Consider the following 19,848-nt stretch of genomic DNA (forward strand, 5'->3'; position numbering starts at 1 on the left):
CCCCTCAGCAACACGTAGAAAGCAGGACAGCCATGACGAAGATCCTCACCGGTGGAGTCGGCAAGGTCGAGGTCACCCAGGCCATCGGCAAGCTCGGCATCGATTCCCTCGATGTCGTTCCCTCCAGCGACATGGACGCCGCGATGAAGCTGCGGGTCGGCCAGGCCGACTACTACCTGGGCACCTGCCACACCGGCGCGGGCGCGTCGCTGGGCGTGCTCGTCGGCCTCCTGGGCAGCGCCTCCTGCCACACCTTCGGCCGGAGCGTCCCCACCGAGGAGGCGATCGCCGCCCTCCTCGCCGACGGCAAGAAGGCCTTCGGCTTCTCGATGGACCAGGTCGACGTCATCGCCCCGCTGATGGCCCGCGCCATCGCGGCCCGCGGCTGATCACAGCCTCCTTCATCATCACCCCGGGCACCAAGGAGTGACTCGTGAGCACCACCCTCGCCGCCGGCGCGGAACTCGACTTCTCGCTGGCCCAGCAACTGACCGTGATAGCCCTCTGCGCGCTCACGGCGTTCATCGCGCACATGGCGCTGGCCGTCTTCAACGACGGTGTGCGCCCTTTCCTGCTGGACTTCATCCAGGGGCGCACCACCCGCAGCGCGACGACGGCCGTCTCGTTCGGGCTCTCCGCCGGGTTCATCTTCGGGCTCGGCGCGCCGATGGCCCTGTCCACCGGCGTACTGAACCCGTGGCTGCTCTTCCTGCCCACGGACATCCTCGGGATACTGTCACCGAAGAAGTGGCTGGCCCCGGTCCTCGGCGGCGCGTGGGGCGCGGTGGTGGTCTTCGGACTGAACGGCGCCAACAACATCGCCCATGACCTCCCGGTCGACTTCCTGACCGCGATGCAGCAGATGTCGACGCCGATCCTGTTCCTGTTCACGCTCTTCCCGGTGCTCGCCATCACCAAGCAGTTCGGCCGCACGTGGGGCGGCATCGCGGGCGTCCTCGAACTGGCCCTCGTCGTCATGACGATGAAACTGTGGCCCAACATGTTCGCCGGTGCGCTGGCCATGGCGGTGGGCGTGCTGATGCTCATCGGCCTCGCCGTCTCCAAGGACCTGCGGCAGCGCCGGACCGACCGGGCGGCGGGCGTCGTGGAGGAGGTGGGCGGGGACGACCCGATGGCGTCCCTCTTCAGCGCCAGCGCGGCCCGGCTACGGAAACACCTCCCCCTGTTCATGGTGTTGGGCGCCGGCGTGTGCGTGCTCGCCCAGATGCATGTGTTCGGCGGCGGCGAGGCGACCAGCTTCCTGATCGCGAAGGGGCAGTACGCCGAGGCGGCGCAGGTCGACTTCTACCGGGTCTTCGGCTTCATCCCGCTGATCGCGACCACCGCCCTGGCCTCCGGCGCGTACGGCATCGCGGGCTTCACCCTGGTGTACCCGATCGGGTACCTCATGCCGAACCCCTTCCTGGCCGCCGTCGTCGGTGCGCTCGTGTTCGCCGTCGAGGTGCTGGCCCTCTCCTGGATCGGCAAGGTGCTCGGCAAGCTGCCGAGCGTCCGGGACTCCTCGGAGCATCTGCGCAGCGCCATCGGGGACACTCTTCAGCTCGCGATCCTGTTCGGTTCGCTGATGGCCGCCAACGCCATGGGGGGCGGGCTCGGCATCCTCGTCGTCGGCGGGCTCTACCTGCTGAACGAGTCGATGGGCCGGCCCGTGGTGAGGATGGCCGCGGCCCCGGCGGCGGTGATCGTCGGCGGTGTCCTCCTCAACGTCCTGTACTGGCTGGACCTGTTCACCCCGGTCAAGGGCTGAGGTCCGACCCCGGATCCGGCGTGCCGTACATGGAGCAGGAGGCCCCACGATGAACCACCCCGCACCGCACACCCTGCGCACCGTCACCGGAGAGTTCCGGGCCTCTTCGGTACGCGGCCCCGCCCTCGCCCACGAGCACCTCGTCCTCGATCTGGACCGGGTGGGCGACGGGGCGGCCGTCCTCGGACCGGAACGCCACGCGGCGGCCGTGGCCGCCGAACTCGCCGCACTGCGCGAGGCGTACGGACTCGCCCTGGTCGTCGAGCTGACCTGCCGCGGCATGGGGCGCGACGTGCGGACCCTGGCCCGGATCGCCCGGGAGACCGGTGTCGCCGTCGTCGCCGCGACCGGCTGGTACTACGAGCCGTTCCACACGCCGGAGATCGACGCCCTGGACGTGGCGGCGCTCACCGGCATCCTCGTCCGGGAGATCGAGGACGGCATCGACGGGAGCGGCGTCCGGCCCGGCGTCCTCGGGGAGATCGGCAGCCACGGCGACGTACCCACCGCCGCCGAGGGCAAGGTGCTGCGGGCCGGCGCACGGGCCGCGCTGGCCACCGGCCTCTCCCTCGCCACGCACGCCCAGCTCGGCCGGGGCGGCCTCGCCCAACTGGAGCTGCTCACCGGTGAGGGGCTGCCCGCCCACCGCGTGAGCATCGGGCACCAGGACCTGCTGGACGACCCCGGCGTCCACCGGGAGCTGGCGGCGCGCGGGGCGTACGTCGCGTTCGACACCGTGGGCAAGTCCGCGTACCAGAGCGACGGGACCCGGCTGCGGCTGCTGCTCGCGCTGCTGGAGGCGGGCCACGCCGACCGGGCCCTGCTCAGCTGCGACATCTCCCGCCACGGCTATCTGCGCGGCGAGGGCGGCCAGGGGTACGGGCACCTCTTCTCGCACTTCCTGCCCCGGCTGCGGGCGGCCGGGGCCGACGACGACCTGATCGACCTGCTGACCCGTCGCAATCCGGTGCGCTTCCTGACCGGCGCGACCGTGGAGGAGAACTGACATGAGCCCCGCACCCCCACCCGCCCTCCCCGTGACCTTTCCGCTGCCGACGGTGGCCCTGGAGGACGCCGCGGCCCGGCAGTTCCGGCTGCTGGAGGCCACCGCCGCGCACTTCGAGGGAGAGCAGCTGTTCTCCGCCGACGCGGGAGTCGTCCCCGGCCTCGGCCGGCCCCGCACCACCGCCCGCGTCGAGGCGGTCCTCGCCGACTTCTTCGGCGCCGAGGACGCCGCCCTCGTACAGGGCGCGGGCACCGGGGCGATCCGGGCCGCGCTCAACGCCGTCGTCCGGGCGGGCGACGATCTGCTCATCCACCGGGCCCCGGTCTACCGCACCACCGAGGTCACCTTCCGGGGCATCGGCGTACGCACCACGGAGGCCGACTTCAACGACCGGGCGGCGCTCGACACCGCTCTGGCGTCCGGGCGGTTCCGGTGGGCGTACGTCCAGCACACCCGGCAGCGGCTGGCCGACTCCTACGATCCGGCCGAGGTCATCGCCGCCTGCCGGGCGGCCGGGGTCCGCACGATCGTGGACGACAACTACGCCGTCATGCGCACCCCCGCCGCCGGTGTCGAGCTGGGCGCCGACGCCTCCTGCTTCTCGCTGTTCAAGCTCCACGGGCCCGAGGGCGTCGGCCTGGTCGTGGGCGCCCGCGACCTGGTCGAGGGCGTCCGCCGCGACAACTACTCTGGCGGCGGGCAGGTCCAGGGCCACCAGGCACTGGACGCGCTGCGCGCCCTCACCCACGTACCGCTCCTGTGGGCCGTGCAGTCCCGGGTGGGGACCGAGATCGCCGAACGGCTCGCGGCCGGTGAGGTGGCCGGGGTGGCGGAGGTGCGGGTCGCCAATGCCCAGGACCGCTGCCTGCTGATCCGCCTGGACCGGCCCATCGCCGCTGAACTGCCGTCCGTCGCCGCACGGTTCGGCGCCGCGCCCTACCCCGTCGGCTCCAACTCGCGCTACGAGATCGCGCCGCTCTTCTACCGGATGTCCAGCTCCGCCCTGGACGACGCCCCGGAGCTGGCCGACTGGACCGTGCGCGTCAACCCGATGCGGGCCGGCGCGGACCTCGTCATCGACATCCTGCGCCGCTCGCTCGCCGCGATGGCCGACCCGAAGGACCACTGACCGTGTTTCTCGACACCGTGCTCACCCGCAACCCCGAGCTCGTCGACGCCGCGGCCGCCCTGCACCGGCGTGGCGAGATCCCGCCCGACACGTATGTGATGGATCTCGACGCCGTCGAGTCCAACGCCGCAGCTCTGGCGGCCGAGGCCGAACACCTCGGCATCGGTCTGTGGTTCGTCGTCAAACAGATCGGCCGCAACCCCGAACTGATCCGGGCCGTCGCCCGGCACATCCCCCGCTCCGCCGCCATCGACCCGGCCGAGGCCCGGACCCTGCACGCGGCCGGGGCGAGGCCGGGCAACCTCGGCCACCTCGTCCAGATCCCCCGGCGGGCCCTGCCCGGCATGCTGGCGTGGCGGCCGGAGAACGTCACGGTCTTCGACCTGGCCAACGCCCGTGCCGTCTCGGAGGCGGCCCGTGAGCTGGGCTTCGTCCAGGACGTCCTCATCCGGCTCGAAGGCGCCGGGGGCGTCGTCTACCCGGGGCAGGAGGGCGGGGTTCCGGTGGAGCGGCTGGACGTCTTCGCCGAGGCGGCCGAGGCGCTGCCGGGCATCCGTATCGCCGGCGTCACCGCCTTCCCGTGCGTGCTGTGCGACCCCGCGACGGGCCTGCCCACCGCGACGGCCACCTTCGACCTGGCGCTCAAGGGCCGCGACCTGCTGGCGGCGCGCGGGCACCAGAACCTGAGGCTGAGCGCGCCCAGCGCCACCTCGATGGCGTCCCTCCCGTTGCTCGCCGAGCGCGGGGCGACGCACGGGGAGCCGGGCCACGCCCTCACCGGCACCACTCCGCTGCACGCCCTGGACCCGTCCCAGCCCGAGAAGCCCGCGTACGTGTACGTCAGCGAGGTCGCCCACACCCTCGACGACGGCCGCCCGGCCCTGTTCGGCGGCGGGTTCTACGCGCGCTCCCACATCCGCGGTGCCCTCCTGCCACGCACCGGCGCGCGGCTGGGCGTGCAGGACGCCCCCGCCGAGAACATCGACTACTACCGGCTGCTCGACGCGCCCCCGCCCGGCTCGGACGTCCGGCTGGGCGACACCGCGCTGCTCGCCTTCCGCACCCAGATCTTCGTCACCCGCTCGACCGTCGCCGTCGTCTCCGGGCTCGCTTCCGGCAGGCCCCGGCTGAACGGGCTCTACGACGCCCACGGCCGAGCCCTGTAAGGAGCTGTTCCATGGCCAGGACCGTCATCGTCGTCATCGACGGATTCGGCGTCGGCGCCATGCCCGACGCGGGCGCCCTGCGCCCCGGCGACCTCGCCGCCGACACCTGCGGGCACGTCCTCGACCACGCCCGCGCCGCGTTCGGGCGGCCGCTGCGGCTCCCGGTGCTCGGGGCGCTGGGCCTCGGTCTGGTCCACCCGCACCGGGACCTGGCTCGGAGCACCCGGCTGCCTGTGGCGGCGGGCCGGGCCGCCCTCGGTTACCCGGGAGCGGACACCTTCGCGGGCCACCAGACCATGATGGGCGCGGACTTCAGCCGGGTGACCGTGGCCCGGCTCGCCGACCACCTCGACGAGGTGACCGAGGCGCTCACGGCGGCCGGTCACCGGGTGGAGCGGCTGGACGGGAAGCCGCTGCTGCTGGTCGACGGGGCGGTGCTGGTCCACGACAACCTGGAGGCCGACCCCGGGATCAACTGGAACGCCTCGGGGCGCCTGGAGGATCTGCCGTTCGACGGTCCGGGCGGGATTCTCGCCGTCGCCCGTACGGTGCGGGCGGTCGCCCCGGTCGCCCGGGTCATCGCGGTGGGCGGGCACGCGGACGGTCCGCTCGGTTCCTACGTACGGGGCGGGGACGGGGGCACCGTAGGGCTGGACACCCCGGCCACCGGCTTCTACCGCAACGGCGGCCTGGAGGTGCAGCACCTGGGCGCGCCGCTCGACCACACCCGTCAGCTCCCCGCTCTCGCGGCGCGGGCCGGCATCCCGGTCACCCTGGTGGGGAAGGCCGCCGACATCCTGGTGTGCGAACAGGCGGACCGGCGGCCTGCCGTGGGCACCGCCGATGTCCTGGCGTACACCCTGGACGCGGTGCGGGCCGGGGGCGACGCCCTGGTGGTCGCGAACGTCCAGGAGACGGATCTGGCGGGGCACCAGCAGGACACCGGGCGGTACGGGCAGGTGCTGGAACAGGTGGACTCGGGGCTCGCCGGGCTCCTGGCACTGCTCACGGAACGCGGGGACCGGCTGATCGTCACCGGCGACCACGGCAACGACCCGTCGATCGGGCACGCGCACCACACCCGGGAGTACGTGCCGGTACTGATCCACCGCCCCGAGGGGGCGGGGGTGGAGCTGCTGCCGGACGCGCGGAGTCTCGCCGATGTGGGAGCGACGGCCGCCCGGTCGCTGGCTCTGTCCCCGGGGGAGCTGGCGGCGGGAACGCCGATCGGCACGGACGGGGAGGCGCGTGCGGCCGCACTCCGGAAGTAGTGGCCTGGCCGACACGAACAATCCCCGGGCCGTCATTGCGGTCCGGCGATTGTCGCGGGTATATTGAATTCTTCTGCGCTCATGCAGAAAGGCCCCGCTCGGGGGCCTTATGAGTGCGAATATATCTGGCGGGGAGCCGTTTTGTCAAACCGGGAAAGCGACGAATTGCGGGAAGAGCAGGAATTCATCGACCGGCTCCATGCCCGGGTCGACGCCCTGCGCGGGGTGGCCGCCGACGGCGTCGAGCACGCGCTGACGCCGGTCGGCACGGGCCAGCAGGCGCGGCTGGAACGCGACATCCTCGTCGCGGAGCGCTCGGGTCTGCTCGCCGCACTCAACGCGGTGGACGGCTCGCTGTGTTTCGGGCGCATCGACCGCTCCGACGGGCTCGCGCACCATATCGGCCGTATCGGGATCCGTGAGGACGACTTCGAGCACACCCCTGTTCTGATCGACTGGCGTGCGCCGGTGGCACGTCCTTTCTATCTCGCCACGGGGCACACGCCGATGGGTCTGCGCCGGCGCCGGCACATCACCACCGAGGGCCGCACGGTCACCGAGCTCCATGACGAGATTCTCGATCTGGGAGACCGCGACCGCACCGGCTTCGAGGATCCGAACGGCGACGCCGTACTGCTCGCGGCGCTCGACTCCGCGCGCACGGGACGCATGGGCGACATCGTGCGGACCATCCAGGCCGAGCAGGACGGCATCATCCGGGCCCCGCACCGGGGCATCCTCGTCGTCGAGGGCGGGCCCGGCACCGGCAAGACGGCCGTCGCGCTGCACCGGGCCGCCTTCCTGCTGTACGAGCACCGCGAGCTGCTCGCCAAGCGGGCCGTACTCATCGTGGGGCCCAACCCGGCGTTCCTGCGCTACATCGCGGAGGTGCTGCCCGCGCTGGGCGAGACCGGCGTGCTGCTGGCGACGCAGGCGGAGCTGTTCCCCGGGGTGCATGCCACCGGTACGGACTCCGCGCGCGCCGCGGCCGTCAAGGGCGGCGAGCCGATGGCCGAGGCGCTCGCCCTGGCCGTACGCGACCGGCAGCGGCTGCCCGAGCCCGGAGCGGCGATGATCATCCCGCACGAGGACGGCGGGGACCTGGTCCTGGACTGGGAGATCGCGTACGAGGCCCGGCAGGCGGCCAGGGACACCCGTCTGCCGCACAATCTCGCCCGCCCCCACTTCGTCTTCCGCGTCATCGACGCGCTCACCGCGCAGCTCGTCGAGCGCATCGGCGCGGACCCCTACGGCGGGCCGAACTTCCTCGGCCCCGACGACGTGGCCCAGCTCGGCCGGGACGTGGCGCTGAGCAAGGAGGTGCACGCGGCGGTGGACGAGCTGTGGCCGCCGCTGACCCCCGAGGGTTTCCTCGCCGACTATCTGGCCGACCCGGTGTACGTACCGGACGAGGACGCCGACGCGATCCGCCGCCCGTCCGTCGGCGCGGCGTGGACGCCCGCCGACGTACCGCTGCTCGACGAGGCGGCCGAGCTGCTCGGGATGGACGAGAGCGCGGAGAAGGCGGCAGCCGAGGCCGCCCGTCAGGAGCGGGTCGGCTACGCGCAGGGCGTGCTGGAACTGTCGCGCGGCTCGGAGAGCTACGAGTTCGAGGACGAGGAGTCCGAGGTCCTCGCCGCCCACGACATCATCGACGCCGAGCGGATGGCGGAGCGGCACGAGGAGGCCGACCACCGCACCGCCGCCGAGCGGGCCGCCGCCGACCGCACCTGGGCCTTCGGACACATCATCGTGGACGAGGCGCAGGAGCTGTCGCCGATGGCGTGGCGGTTGCTGATGCGCCGGGCGCCGAGCCGCTCGCTGACGCTGGTCGGCGACCCGGCCCAGACGTCCGAGGAGGCCGGCGTCGGGTCGTGGGAGAAGATCCTTGGGCCGTACGTCGGCGACCGCTTCGAGCACGTCACGCTGGAGGTCAACTACCGTACGCCCGCGGAGATCATGGAACTGGCGGCCGGGGTTCTACGGGAGCGGGACCCCTCGTTCACCGCGCCCGTCTCGGTGCGGTCGACCGGCGAGAAGCCGTGGACGCGGGATGCCGGAGAGGATCTGGCGGCCGAGGTGGCCCGGGCGGTCGTGGAGTTGACGCCCCGGGAGGGGCGCCTCGCGGTGATCGCGCCGCGTGCGCTGCACGAGGAGATCGCCGCCCCGCTGGACGGCGTCGCGGCGGGCGAGGCCCCCGACCTCACGCGCCCGGTGGTGCTGCTGGACCCGCGCCAGGCCAAGGGGCTGGAGTTCGACCATGTGCTGGTCGTGGAGCCCGCCCGGTTCGGCACGAGCGATCTGTACGTGGCGCTCACCCGTGCCACTCAGCGTCTGGGCATCGTCCATCGGGAGGAGCTGCCCCCCGCGTTGCGCTGACGGGGGCGGGCGGCCCGCCCTCGTGGCGCTCGGCGTCGGCGGGCCGCGGGCGTGGCCGGAACACGGTTGGCGAAGCCATAAGGTAACGCCATGTCTTCGCCATTGAGTTCGACAAAGACCGCGGCTGCTCTCCGCACGTCGGCACGGGTCTCCGCAGAGATGCTGCTGGTCCTCGTGGCGGCGGGGGTCGCGCTGTGGGTGCTGGGCCGGATGTGGTCGGTCGTATGGCCGCTGATAGTCGGCCTGTTCCTCACCACGCTGACCTGGCCGCTCGCCCGTTTCCTGCGCCGGCTCGGCTGGTGGCCCTCGCTCGCCGCTTCGGTGGTGACGGTGTTCTCCCTGCTCGTGGGGGCGGGCATCGTGGCGCTGATCGCGGTGCCGGTGGCGGGTGAGTCCGGGGAGCTGGCCGACGGGGTGGTCGCGGGCATCGACAAGGTCCGCGAGTGGGCGGCGGGTCCGCCGCTGAACATCGGCGACGACCAGATCACCGGCGCCCTGGACACCGCGACCGCTCAACTCCAGGACAGTGTCGGCAGCGTGGTCACCACCGCCGTCACCGGGGTGAGCACGGTGGTCAACGGGCTGGTCACGGCGGTTCTGGCGATCTTCCTGATGTTCTTCTTCCTCAAGGACGGCCCGCGCTTCCTGCCGTGGCTCACCCGTCAGCTTCCCGGCCGGCTCGCCACCGACGTCCCCGAGGTGGCCTCCCGCTGCTGGGACACCCTGGGCGCGTTCGTGCGGTCGCAGGCGTTCGTCGGTCTGCTGGACGCGGTCTTCATCGGGCTCGGCCTGTGGATCCTGGGGGTGCCGCTGGTGCTGCCACTGGCGGTGCTGACCTTCGTCTGCGCGTTCGTGCCGATCGTGGGGGCGCTGTTCGCCGGATTCGTGGCGGTGGTCATCGCGTTGGTCTCGAACGGACCGATGGACGCTCTGCTGGTGCTGGCGATCATCGTCGTGGTGCAGCAGTTGGAGGGCAATGTGTTCCAGCCCATGATCCAGAGCCGTGGGCTGGGGCTGCACGCGGCCACGATCCTGCTCGCCGTGACCCTGGGCGGCAGCCTGGCCGGCGTGGTGGGGTCCTTGCTCGCCGTGCCGGTGGCGGCGCTGATCGGTGTGGTCTGGAACTACCTTCGCGAGCAGCTCGTGGACGAGCCGCGTCAGCCGGAGGCGGCGGATCCGGCCGACGGGGCCGGCTCACCGGTCCCATCGGTGTAGGGTCCTGCCCCCCTCACCGCCCGAGGGCGCGCAGCAGCGCCGGCAGCGCCCCGCGCAACTCGCGCTCCCAGTAGGGCGGGGAGTGGGTGCCCCGGTAGAAGTGCGTGGTGACCGCCACCCCGTGGGCCCGCAGCCGGGAGGCCATCGCCCGGTTCTCCGCCCCCATGATGGCCTCGGACTGGGACAGGACGTCCTCGGGGAAGGGGGCGTCGGGGTCCTCCAGGCCGGGGACGTGCGGGTCCGGCTCCGTGCCGGGCGGGTCGAACGCGCCCGCCCGGCCGTCGCCGCTGGAGAGGTGGACCTCGACGCCGCGCAGTCGCTCCGGCCGGTAGTACGGGTCGTGGTCCTGCCAGATCCGCCACTGGGCCACCGGGTCGCCCCACAGCGCGGACCGGTCCAGGCCCAGATAGTCGAGCCCGGCCCGGACCGCCCGGGGGTGCTGGAGCGGATGGACGTAGCCGCTGAGGCCCGCCACCGCGCGGAACAGGCCGGGGTGGCGGGCCGCGTAGGTCAGCGCGCCGAAGCCGCCCTGCGACTCCCCCGCCGCGACCCGCCGGTCCCCCGCGCCGTAGAGACGCTCCAGCAGCGGGCGCACCTCGTCGAGGTGGAAGGTCTCCACGCGCGGCGCGCCGCCGGCGCCGCCGTTCCACCAGTCGCTGTAGAACCCGAAGAGCGGCATCGACGGCATGACCACGAGCACGTCGCGCAGGTGCGGGAGCCGCTCCACCGCGTAGTCCTCGGTCCAGGCCTCGGGGTCGCCGTGGCCGCCCGCCAGCAGATACAGGACCGGCCACCGCTCGCCGCGCCGGCGATCCTCCCAGCCGTCCGGGGTGAGCAGGCGGACCGTGCCGGCGCCCTCCAACGCCGCCGACCGAACGGTCAGTTCGAGGAGCCGGTCGCCGATCCGCCGCTCCCCCGTCACCTGTATCCCCGGGGGCCGGTCCCCGGGCGGGGCCGCTGCCGCCGTTCCGGGCAGGATCAGCAGCAGGGCGGCGGCGCCCCATGCGATCACCTTGCGTGGAATGCTCATCACCGCGACCTCCCGACATCGTCGGCCGGACTTCGCCCGACGCCTCGGACGGTACGGAGTGGGCCGGGTGCCCGGCATCCTCCGACGCTAGGCCGCCCGTACACCGGCGGGAGGCGGTCTCCCGCCCCGGGTCACTTCACGCAGGTCTCGTCCCTCTTCGGGAGCCGCCCCGTCGCGAGGTAGCGGTTGACCTCGGTGTCCACGCAGGCGTTCCCGTACTCCCCGTACAGAGCGTGACGGTTGGCGTTCTCCAGGGTGAGGAGCCTGGAGCCCGGAAGCCTGCTGTGCAGGGTGGTGGTGCTCCGGTAGGTGGTGCGTGGGTCGCCCGTGGCCGCGACCAGGAGTACGGGGGCGTCGTGGCTGATACGGGTGGGGGCTTCCCGTGGCGCGTCCCAGAAGGCGCAGGGGCCGATGTTCTCGGTGAGGGGGCCGAACAGGGGGTGTGCGCCACGGCTCCGTTGGATGTCGCGCCAGTAGCGCTCGGTCTCGCGCGGGGCCGGTACGTCACCGCAGATGATCGCCGTCTGGGAGCTGCCGAAGGAGGAGCCCGCGCCGGAGAACAGGAGACGCAGCGTCTCCGCGAACCCCGGGGGCAACGGAGTCTCACGGCCCTTCGACGCCCGGGACAGTGCCGCCACCTGCTGGGCGAGGAGGTCCCGCGAGCCGTCGACGTCGTCGGCCACGCCCATGAAGAGCAGCGTCGGTATGTGGGTGTCGTCGACCCGGAAGACGTCGGGGCCGGTGCCGAGCGTCAGCGGGGCGCGGGCCGCCTTCGCCATGACGTGGTCGATGGTGGAGAGCACCGCGGTACGGGAGCGGCCCAGGCCGTACGTCGTGTGGCGGGTGGCCGTCCAGGCGGCCCAGGCGGAGAGGGCCTGCTCGTTCTCGCGCACGGTGTTCTTCAGCAGGCGCGGGTTGTAGTCGTCCGGACCCACCGCTCCGTCCAGGACCATCCGGTCGTAGCGGCCGGGGAACATCTGGGTGTAGACCGTGCCCAGGTAGGTGCCGTACGAATAGCCCAGGTAGGAGATCTTGCGCTCGCCCAGTGCGCCCCGGATCACGTCCATGTCCCTGGCTGTGTTGCGGGTGCTGATGTGCGGGAGCACCGAGGCGTTCGTGGCGCGGCACTTGTCGGCCAGGCTCTTGCTCAGCGCCACCTGGCGGTCGAAGCCCGCCCGGCTCGCACCGGCCGAGAACCAGGTGAAGCTGACGGGCCAGCCGCAGTCCAGCGGGGTGCTCCGGCCGACGAAGCGGGGGTCGAAGCCGACGATGTCGTAGCGCGGGCCGACCTCCTTCATCGCCGTGCGGACGATCGGCGGGGAATCCACGGCCGGGCCGCCGGGGCCGCCGTTGTTGAGGAGGATCGCGCCGATGCGGCGGCGGGTGTCGGTGGCCTTCAGACGGGATATCGCGACCGTGATCGTCCGGCCCCCGGGGGCTGTGTAGTCCAGCGGGACCGTGACGTCGGCACACTGCACGCCCGCCCTGTCCAGGTCTCTGCCCGTCTCGTCCTGCGGGGAGCTCATACAGGTGCCCCAGTCCAGGGGTTGGTGGTAATAGCGGTCGAGCGCTCCGGCGGTCGTCGGCGGTGCGACCGTACGGGGTTCCGGCCCGGGCCGTGCGGTGGCCAGGGCCGGTGACGCCGTGATGCCCGCCGCGAGGGCCAGGGCCAGGCCCGCGGCGGCGGCCCTGGCGGTCGTCCGGGCGGCCGTGGTGGTGCGGGCGGCCGCCAGGGGTTGGATGGTCTTCTCTGCGTCCTGTGCGTAACTCACATCAATAGACGCTAGGAGAAGGACCGTTGGGGATCACTGGGGCTGGCACCCCAACTCGGCGGGGGGTCACCTCCCCCTTTCGTCGGGTTCCCGGGTCCAGGACCGCCGGTCCACTCCCGCAGGGGCAGGTTGCCGGGTGCGGGCGTCAGCGAGGCTTCGACGCGGGCGGGTTGCCGGGCGAGGCTCGTCATTTCGGCGCGGTACTGCGCGTAGGCCGCCTCGGGGAGGCGCAGCCGGGGGATGGCCCGGGGGGCGGCCGGGAAAGGAGCGCGGGCCGCCCGGTCCGGCCCGGTGGGCGGTCAGACCTGGGCGGGGCGGCGCGCCAGGGCGTAGCCGTACTGGTCGGGCCAGCGGGACCCGGCCGCCAGGGCCTCGGCCGCGTGATGGGCCCAGTGCGGATCACGGAGCATCTCACGGCCGATCATGACCGCGTCCGCCCGCCCCGCCGCGACGATCTCCTCGGCCTGGCCGGCGTCGAGGATCAGGCCCACGGCGGAGGTGGGGATGCCGGCCGTCCGCCGGACCTGTTCGGCGAAGGGGACCTGGTAGCCGGGGTGTGCGGAGATCGCGGCGTCGCGGACGATGCCGCCGGTGGAGACGTCGAGCAGATCGACGCCGTGTGCGGCCAGTTCGTGGGCGAGGCGGGCGGTGTCGTCACCGGTCCAGCCCTCGCGCGGGTCCTCGGGGTTCTCGGTCAGCCAGTCGGTGGCCGAGGTGCGGAAGAGGACCGGCAGATCGTCCGGCCACACCGCGCGGACGGCGTCGACCACCTGGAGGGGGAAGCGCAGCCGGTTCTCCCAGCTTCCGCCGTAGGCGTCGGTGCGTCGGTTGGCGGCCGGGGAGAGAAAGGAGTTGATCAGGTAGCCGTGTGCGCCGTGGATCTCGACCACCCGGAAGCCCGCGGCGAGGGCACGCTCGGCGGCCGCGGCGAAGTCACGCACCAGCTGCCGGATCTCCTCCTCGGTCAGTTCGTGCGGCACGGGCAGCCCCTCGAACGCGACGGCACTGGGGGCGACGGCCGTCCAGCCGCCCTCCTCCTCGGGCACGTAGCGGTCGGCGAGCCAGGGCCGGTCGGTCGAGGCCTTGCGTCCGGCGTGGGCGAGCTGGATCGCGGGCACCGATCCGTGTGAGGCGATCGCCGCGGCGATCCGGGCGAAGGCCTCCTGCTGGCGGTCGTTCCACAGGCCCAGGTCCCACGGGCTGATCCGGCCGTCCGGGCGCACGCCGGTGGCCTCCGCCATCACGAGCCCGGCGCCTCCGGCAGCGCGACCCGCGAGATGGGTGAGGTGGAAGTCCGTCGGAACGCCTGCTTCCGGCCCGTCGGCGGCCGCGGAGTACATGCACATCGGAGACATCCACACACGGTTGGGGATCTCCAGGGACCTCAGGGTCAGGGGCGTGAACAAGGCACTCACCGGTACGTCTCCTCATGTGGGGGCGTCGCCGGATGGCGACACCGAGGTAAGTACGATAGGCATCGTAGTACGGCGATTGTCAAACTACGATGTTTCTCGTACTTTGAGAGGGACCCCGAGGAGGCTGGCCACCCATGTCCACCACAGCACGCGGAGCCGCGTCCGGGCGACAGCTCGCCCATCCGCCCAGGGAAGAGATCCGTCTGGAGGCGGTCCTGCACGCCCTGGCCGACCCCATCAGGCTGCGCGTCGCCCGCGAGCTGGCGGACGGGCACAGCGACATGGCCTGTATCGCGTTCGACCTCCCGGTGAGCAAGTCCACCAGCACCCACCACTTCAAGGTGCTGCGCGAGGCGGGCGTCATCCGCCAGCACTACGAGGGGACCTCCCGCCTCAGCCAACTGCGCGAGGACGACCTGGAGGCGCTCTTCCCGGGGCTGCTCCCGGCCGTCCTGGAAGGGGCTCGCCGGTCGGCAGGCGCACCGGACCGGGCCGCCGGGGGATGAGTACGCGTCCGCCCCGAGCACCTCAGGCGCTCGGGGCGGACATTCGCGTGGGAGGGGCGGCCGGGCGGCCGACGCCTCAGATCGTCGCTGTGTCGATGACGAAGCGGTAGCGGACGTCGCTGGCGAGAACCCGCTCGTACGCCTCGTTGACCTGACCCGCGCCGATCACCTCGATCTCGGCGCCGAGCCCGTGCACGGCGCAGAAGTCCAGCATCTCCTGGGTCTCCTCGATCCCGCCGATCATCGAACCCGCGATCGACTTGTTGCCCAGGATCAGGGAGAACAGGTTCAGCGAGATCGGCTCCTCGGGGGCGCCCACGTTGACCAGGGTGCCGTCGGTCCGCAGTAGAGCGAGGTAGGCGCCGAAGTCCAGCGGGGCCGAGACCGTGGAGAGGATGACGTCGAAGGCGCCGGCCAGTTCCTCGAAGGTCCGCGGATCGCTGGTCGCGTAGTAGTGGTCGGCGCCCAGCTTGAGCCCGTCGTCCTTCTTCCGCAGCGACTGGGAGAGGACGGTGACCTCGGCTCCGAGCGCGTGCGCGATCTTGACGGCCATGTGGCCGAGACCGCCGAGGCCGACGACGGCGACCTTCTTGCCCGGGCCCGCGCCCCAGCGCTTGAGCGGGGAGTAGGTGGTGATGCCCGCGCACAGGAGCGGCGCGGCCTCGTCCAGGGCGATGCCCTCGGGGATGGAGAGGGCGAACGTCTCGGCCACGACGATGTGCGTCGAGTAGCCGCCGTACGTGGGCTCGCCGCCGCGGTCGAGGGCGTTGTACGTCTGGGTGTTACCCTCCGCGCAGTGCTGCTCGCGTCCCATCAGGCACGCGTCGCACGCTCCGCACGAGTCGACCATGCAGCCGACGCCGACGCGGTCGCCGACCTTGAACCGGGTGACCCCGGGGCCGGTCTCGGCGACGATCCCGGCGATCTCGTGGCCGGGCACCATCGGGAAGATGCCCTCTCCCCAGCCGTCGCGGGCCTGGTGGATGTCGGAGTGGCAGATCCCGGCGAACTTGATGTCGATCAGCACGTCGAACTCTCCCACCGGGCGGCGTTCGATCGTGGTGCGCTCCAGCGGGGCCTTGGCACGGGGAGCGGCGTAGGCGGCAACGGTGGTCATGCCGGAGGTTCTCCTCTGGGTGATGCGGTAGGAACGTCTCCCAGCATCGCGTCGCGACGGGTGTTTACCCAGGTCACCGCTTTGCCTACGCCCAGCGGTCCTACTACTGACGGGGACAGGCTCAGGCTCCTGCGACCAGGAATCACCGGAATAATGGAAGCCATGGACGATCGACCAGAGGCCGCCGCCCCCGAGCCGATGGACGGGCGCGCCGAGCTGAGTGAGTTCCTGCGCACGCGGAGGGCCAAGCTCCAGCCGGGGGACGTGGGTCTTCCGGAGTTCGGCCGGCGCCGCCGGGTGCCCGGTCTCCGGCGGGAGGAGCTGGCACAGCTGGCCGGGGTGTCGGTGGCGTACTACACGCGCCTGGAGCAGGGCAACGGGCGCAATGTGTCGGCCGAGGTGCTCGACGCGATCGCGCGTGCGCTGCGGCTCACGGACGCCGAGAGCGCGCATCTGACCCACCTGGCCAAGCCCGCGCAGCACAGGAAGAAGCGCCGCACGGCCAGGGTGCAGCGGGTGCGGAAGGGCCTGCTGTACCTGCTCGACAGCATGGACGGCATCCCCGCGTACGTGACCGGGGCGCGGTCCGACGTCCTCGCCTGGAATCCGATGGCGGCCGCGGTGTTCGGTGACTGGGGTGCGCTGCCGTCGGCTGAGCGGAACTGGGCGCGGCTGGTGTTCCTCTCCCCCGCCTACCGGGACCTGTTCGTGAACTGGGACTCCAAGGCCTCGGACATGGTCAGCTATCTGCGGCTGTACGCGGGCTGCCACCCCGACGATCCGGAGCTGTCGGCGCTGGTGGGCGAACTCTCGGTCAAGAGCGAGGAGTTCCGGCGGTTGTGGGCCACGCACAACGTGAAGGAGAAGGGCCACGGCATCAAGTTGCTGCGGCATCCGCTCGTCGGCGAGCTGACTCTGTCGTACGAGACGCTGAACCTCCCGGACGACGAGGAGCAGCATCTGGTGACCTACCACGCGGAGCCGGGCTCGGAGTCCTCCCAGGCCCTGCGCCTGCTGGCGAGCTGGGGAGCGGACGCGGGCCGGGCCGACGTCATCGGCGACGCGAGGCGGGGCCGCGCCGGCTGAGGGCTGTCCCGCGTGACACGGAGGTCAGGAGTCGCCGAATTCACCCACCGGCCTTCTTTGCGGAGTACGGATAAATACGGCAGCCACTCCGGGCCCTTTTCTGCGCCCGCGCTCACCGTGCGCCGTGAAAGCGGTCGAGAAAAGGGAATACATGCGCGGTCGCGCTTATCTTCCGCCCCCGAGGAACAATGGTTCTCCGTTCACCCGCGAAGCAGCCCTATTCCGGTGCGAAAGCCTCCGCGTGCTCGGCCGACCAGCTCCGGAACGGCCTCGCCGGACGGCCCGTCAGTTCCTGGATCGTGGGGACCACGGACGCCTTCGCGCCCGCCCGCTGCCGCTCCGCGCTCTGCAGGAAGGCCTCCGCGACGGGCGGCGGATACTTCGCCAGCAGGGCCGTACGCGCGGCGTCCACGCCCAGTTCCTCGAAGCGCAGAGGCCGCCCCAGCACCCGGGAGAGCTGGGCCGTCTGCTCGCGCGCGGTGATCGCCTCCGGGCCGGACACGGCGTACGCCCTGCCCTCGTGCCCGGTACCGGTGAGAACGGCGACGGCCACCGCGGCGACGTCGCGCGGGTCGACGCACGCTACGGGAGCGTCGCCGTACAGGGCGCGCACCACTCCCGCCGACCGGATGCCGGGGGCCCACGAAAGGGTGTTGGACATGAACGTCCTGGGGCGCACGAACGTCCACGGGACGCCCGAATCCCTGATCGCCTGTTCGTTCTCCCGCTGACGTCGGGTGATGAAGTCGTCGGCGCCCGGCTCCTCCACCGCCATCATGGACAGCTTGACAAGGTGGCGTACGCCCGCCGCGGCCGCCGCCGCGGCGACCCGCTCGTCGTCGGGCTCCGTCGGGCTGTTCGTCACCAGGAACACCGAGGCGACGTCCCGCAGGGCCCGGTCGAGAGCGGCGCGGTCCCCGTACTCCCCCCCGACGACCTCGACCCCTGCTCCCCGCACGGTGAGCCGCTCGGGGCGGCGCGCGAGAACGCGCACGGGGCCGGCCTCCGCGAGCTGTCCGGCGACCTCACGGCCCACTGCTCCGGTCGCACCCGTCACGAGAATCACTCGAACAACCTCTCAGCCGTCGACCCGGGGGCCGGACAGGACCGTGGAGAAGACCGTCTCGTCGTCCTGACGCCCTGTCACCTGGACCGTCACCGTATCCTCGTCCTCCCCCGGCAGGGCCACCGCCCCTATCCAGCACGGCCTGCCGAACTCGGAGTACCGGTGGAACCGGGTGCTCGCCTCCACCGGAACGATTCCGGCGGGCCCTGCCACCAGGCACGCCGCCTGGCGGGCCGCCTCCAGCAGCAACATGCCCGGGACATGGTCATTGGGGCGCTGGAAGAGGGTGGGATGCCGGGTGTCCACGCGCAGTTCCCAGACTCCGTTCTGCCCCGTCTCCGAGAGCACCACGTCCTCGGCGCGGGCACGGCCTGCGAGGACGGCCGGAACCGGCACGGTCTCCGGTATGGATATTCCTTCTGCCGGGGCGTCGCCGCGCATCCGCCTGTACGCCTGGGGCGTGCTGAACCGGGTCGCCCCCATCCCCGTCGCGGCGAGCTGACCGTCCCGGTGCACCGCCCAGCCGACCCGCCCCTGCGCCGGGAGCCCGCTCCGCCACTTCAGGTCGGAGCAGAACACCTCCACGTCGATCTCGGTGGGCGCGCCCCCCACCGCCAGATGTTCCTGATGGCAGACGTAGTCCAGTCCCGTCATCAGGAACTGGTAGCCGAGCGGGATCCCGTACCCGGCATGGAAGGCGAGCATGGCCGCCTGCCGCATCGCCTCCGCGACCAGCAGGGGATCGTGCCGGTCGTCGCCCACCGGAGCGAAGAAGGGGTGGTCGTGCGGAAGAACCGCCTCCACCGCGAACCGGTCGCGTCCCAGGCGTACCCAGTTCCGCGGGAAGGCGTCCTCCGGCCTGGTCCGGTGCACCATGTCGATCCCCACGGGATGCACCACCTCGGCCTCCACGTCCGTAGTCGGCACCGGATCGATCAAGACTGCTGCTTCGGGCATAACTCCCCCCAGGGGTCATGTAGTGGCGAGCCGTTCCTGCGATGCGCGTACTGGTAGGACAAGATACAGAATAGTCGGTTATTTTCTCCATGTCCGAACGAGGCTCCACACCCCGCGGGCCTCCGGGAAATGCATCTGCCGGGTCGCGACGATTACCGGAATTCCCCCGGCGCCGACCGCGCGAAAGGCCGTACCCGTTCCCTTTTCCCGCATGGCACCGATCCTGTCGAAAGATGGCGATCATGGGCATGGTACGCCGGGCGAGCGGCCTCGTCCCTGGACGCGTGGAGCGTCCAGGGACGCCGCTGGGCACGGGAGGCGCTCAGGCGCTCAGCGCCAGCTTCGCCCCGAGGCCGATCATCGTCACGGCGACCAGCCCGTCCAGCACCCGCCACGCGGAGGGCCGCGCGAGGACTCCGCTCAGCAGCCGGGCGCCGAACCCGAGCGCGGCGAACCAGCACACGCTGGCGAGGATCGCACCGAGGCCGAAGGTCCAGCGCAACGGCCCTCGGTCAGAGGCGACGGACCCGAGCAGGAACACGGTGTCCAGGTACACGTGCGGGTTCAGCCAGGTCATCGCCAGGCAGGTCAGCACCACACCCCGGCGCGAGGCAGCCGGAGCGTCCCCCGCGTGCAGGGCCGACGACCGCAGGACCCGGCGCGCGGCGAGCAGGCCGTAGCCGATCAGGAACACCCCGCCGAGCAGAGCCACCACCGTCAGCGCCGACGGCCAGGCCACGACGAGAGCGCCGACGCCGGCGACTCCCAGCGCGATGAGCACCGCGTCGGACAGGGCGCAGATCCCGACCACCGCGAGCACGCCGTCACGGCGGACGCCCTGGCGCAGCACCAGCGCGTTCTGGGCTCCGATGGCGACGATGAGCGAGAGGCCGGTGCCGAAACCGGCGGCTGCGGTGGTCAGAGCGTTCGTCATGGGGCGACGCTACGGAGCGAGAAATCATGGT

At 72.1% G+C, this 19,848-nt stretch carries 17 protein-coding genes; 10 read left to right on the top strand and 7 right to left on the bottom strand.

Translation table 11 applies throughout. The features are described 5' to 3' along the window. Window positions 1–32: 32 nt before the first annotated feature. The 8 genes from D581_RS0106300 to D581_RS0106335 all read left to right on the top strand — a co-directional run bounded on the left by D581_RS0106300 (window position 33) and on the right by D581_RS0106335 (window position 9,934). The gene (locus D581_RS0106300; protein ID WP_018956377.1) at window positions 33–389 is read left to right on the top strand and encodes a DUF2620 domain-containing protein; all 357 of its coding nucleotides are present in this window, start codon (window positions 33–35) and stop codon (window positions 387–389) included. Window positions 390–433: 44 nt separating this feature from the next. Next, on the top strand, window positions 434–1,768 hold the full coding sequence (locus tag D581_RS0106305; protein WP_018956378.1) for a YhfT family protein: 1,335 nt from the start codon (window positions 434–436) through the stop codon (window positions 1,766–1,768). A gap of 49 nt (window positions 1,769–1,817) precedes the next feature. Continuing rightward, complete coding sequence (locus D581_RS0106310) at window positions 1,818–2,774, top strand: phosphotriesterase family protein (protein WP_018956379.1); 957 nt, start codon at window positions 1,818–1,820, stop codon at window positions 2,772–2,774. Between the two features lies 1 nt (window position 2,775). Further along, on the top strand, window positions 2,776–3,903 hold the full coding sequence (locus D581_RS0106315) for an aminotransferase class V-fold PLP-dependent enzyme (RefSeq protein WP_026290264.1): 1,128 nt from the start codon (window positions 2,776–2,778) through the stop codon (window positions 3,901–3,903). 2 nt (window positions 3,904–3,905) lie between these two features. Beyond that, window positions 3,906–5,069, top strand: coding sequence for a YhfX family PLP-dependent enzyme (locus D581_RS0106320; RefSeq protein WP_018956381.1), 1,164 nt, complete (start codon window positions 3,906–3,908; stop codon window positions 5,067–5,069). Between the two features lie 11 nt (window positions 5,070–5,080). Further along, window positions 5,081–6,340: a phosphopentomutase gene (locus D581_RS0106325; protein WP_018956382.1), complete on the top strand. Its 1,260-nt coding sequence runs from the start codon at window positions 5,081–5,083 to the stop codon at window positions 6,338–6,340. 165 nt (window positions 6,341–6,505) lie between these two features. Further along, a complete protein-coding gene (locus tag D581_RS0106330) occupies window positions 6,506–8,719 on the top strand; it encodes an AAA family ATPase (protein WP_018956383.1) in 2,214 nt (737 codons plus the stop codon). Between the two features lie 90 nt (window positions 8,720–8,809). Next, the gene (locus tag D581_RS0106335) at window positions 8,810–9,934 is read left to right on the top strand and encodes an AI-2E family transporter (protein WP_026290265.1); all 1,125 of its coding nucleotides are present in this window, start codon (window positions 8,810–8,812) and stop codon (window positions 9,932–9,934) included. A 13-nt stretch (window positions 9,935–9,947) separates the two neighbouring features. Here D581_RS0106335 and D581_RS0106340 read toward each other — a convergent pair whose 3' ends face one another. The 3 genes from D581_RS0106340 to D581_RS0106350 form a co-directional block, all read right to left on the bottom strand. Next, window positions 9,948–10,964 (bottom strand): alpha/beta hydrolase, encoded by a 1,017-nt coding sequence (locus tag D581_RS0106340; protein WP_018956385.1) that lies wholly within the window; start codon window positions 10,962–10,964, stop codon window positions 9,948–9,950. A gap of 131 nt (window positions 10,965–11,095) precedes the next feature. Next, window positions 11,096–12,736 carry an alpha/beta fold hydrolase gene (locus tag D581_RS0106345; protein WP_018956386.1) on the bottom strand — a complete coding sequence of 547 codons (1,641 nt, stop codon included), beginning with the start codon at window positions 12,734–12,736 and terminating at the stop codon, window positions 11,096–11,098. A gap of 299 nt (window positions 12,737–13,035) precedes the next feature. Then, window positions 13,036–14,151 (bottom strand): NADH:flavin oxidoreductase/NADH oxidase, encoded by a 1,116-nt coding sequence (locus D581_RS0106350; protein WP_018956387.1) that lies wholly within the window; start codon window positions 14,149–14,151, stop codon window positions 13,036–13,038. A gap of 134 nt (window positions 14,152–14,285) precedes the next feature. Between D581_RS0106350 and D581_RS0106355 the strand changes: the two genes are divergently transcribed. Next, on the top strand, window positions 14,286–14,657 hold the full coding sequence (locus D581_RS0106355; protein ID WP_018956388.1) for an ArsR/SmtB family transcription factor: 372 nt from the start codon (window positions 14,286–14,288) through the stop codon (window positions 14,655–14,657). Window positions 14,658–14,733: 76 nt separating this feature from the next. Here D581_RS0106355 and D581_RS0106360 read toward each other — a convergent pair whose 3' ends face one another. Beyond that, a complete protein-coding gene (locus tag D581_RS0106360; protein ID WP_018956389.1) occupies window positions 14,734–15,774 on the bottom strand; it encodes an NAD(P)-dependent alcohol dehydrogenase in 1,041 nt (346 codons plus the stop codon). Window positions 15,775–15,936: 162 nt separating this feature from the next. On the opposite strand from D581_RS0106360, the gene D581_RS0106365 reads away from it, so the two are divergent. Continuing rightward, window positions 15,937–16,860, top strand: coding sequence for an MmyB family transcriptional regulator (locus D581_RS0106365; RefSeq protein ID WP_032752582.1), 924 nt, complete (start codon window positions 15,937–15,939; stop codon window positions 16,858–16,860). A 217-nt stretch (window positions 16,861–17,077) separates the two neighbouring features. On the opposite strand, the gene D581_RS0106370 is transcribed toward D581_RS0106365, so the two are convergent. From D581_RS0106370 to D581_RS0106380, 3 genes are all read right to left on the bottom strand, one after another. Then, on the bottom strand, window positions 17,078–17,926 hold the full coding sequence (locus D581_RS0106370; protein WP_026290267.1) for an NmrA family NAD(P)-binding protein: 849 nt from the start codon (window positions 17,924–17,926) through the stop codon (window positions 17,078–17,080). A gap of 12 nt (window positions 17,927–17,938) precedes the next feature. Beyond that, window positions 17,939–18,883 carry a 2-oxo-3-(phosphooxy)propyl 3-oxoalkanoate synthase gene (afsA, locus tag D581_RS0106375; RefSeq protein ID WP_018956392.1) on the bottom strand — a complete coding sequence of 315 codons (945 nt, stop codon included), beginning with the start codon at window positions 18,881–18,883 and terminating at the stop codon, window positions 17,939–17,941. A gap of 322 nt (window positions 18,884–19,205) precedes the next feature. Then, window positions 19,206–19,817, bottom strand: coding sequence for a LysE/ArgO family amino acid transporter (locus tag D581_RS0106380; protein ID WP_018956393.1), 612 nt, complete (start codon window positions 19,815–19,817; stop codon window positions 19,206–19,208). Window positions 19,818–19,848: the final 31 nt, after the last annotated feature.

This window comes from Streptomyces sp. CNB091, from assembly GCF_000377965.1.

What these genes read in the sequence shown, in the direction of transcription:
- D581_RS0106300 (WP_018956377.1), top strand. Translation starts at nt 33, where the DNA reads ATGACGAAGATCCTCACCGGTGGAGTCGGCAAGGTCGAGGTCACCCAG.
- D581_RS0106310 (WP_018956379.1), top strand. Translation starts at nt 1,818, where the DNA reads ATGAACCACCCCGCACCGCACACCCTGCGCACCGTCACCGGAGAGTTC.
- D581_RS0106315 (WP_026290264.1), top strand. Translation starts at nt 2,776, where the DNA reads ATGAGCCCCGCACCCCCACCCGCCCTCCCCGTGACCTTTCCGCTGCCG.
- D581_RS0106325 (WP_018956382.1), top strand. Translation starts at nt 5,081, where the DNA reads ATGGCCAGGACCGTCATCGTCGTCATCGACGGATTCGGCGTCGGCGCC.
- D581_RS0106335 (WP_026290265.1), top strand. Translation starts at nt 8,810, where the DNA reads ATGTCTTCGCCATTGAGTTCGACAAAGACCGCGGCTGCTCTCCGCACG.
- D581_RS0106340 (WP_018956385.1), bottom strand. Translation starts at nt 10,964, where the DNA reads ATGAGCATTCCACGCAAGGTGATCGCATGGGGCGCCGCCGCCCTGCTG.
- D581_RS0106355 (WP_018956388.1), top strand. Translation starts at nt 14,286, where the DNA reads ATGTCCACCACAGCACGCGGAGCCGCGTCCGGGCGACAGCTCGCCCAT.
- D581_RS0106360 (WP_018956389.1), bottom strand. Translation starts at nt 15,774, where the DNA reads ATGACCACCGTTGCCGCCTACGCCGCTCCCCGTGCCAAGGCCCCGCTG.
- D581_RS0106365 (WP_032752582.1), top strand. Translation starts at nt 15,937, where the DNA reads ATGGACGATCGACCAGAGGCCGCCGCCCCCGAGCCGATGGACGGGCGC.
- afsA (WP_018956392.1), bottom strand. Translation starts at nt 18,883, where the DNA reads ATGCCCGAAGCAGCAGTCTTGATCGATCCGGTGCCGACTACGGACGTG.
- D581_RS0106380 (WP_018956393.1), bottom strand. Translation starts at nt 19,817, where the DNA reads ATGACGAACGCTCTGACCACCGCAGCCGCCGGTTTCGGCACCGGCCTC.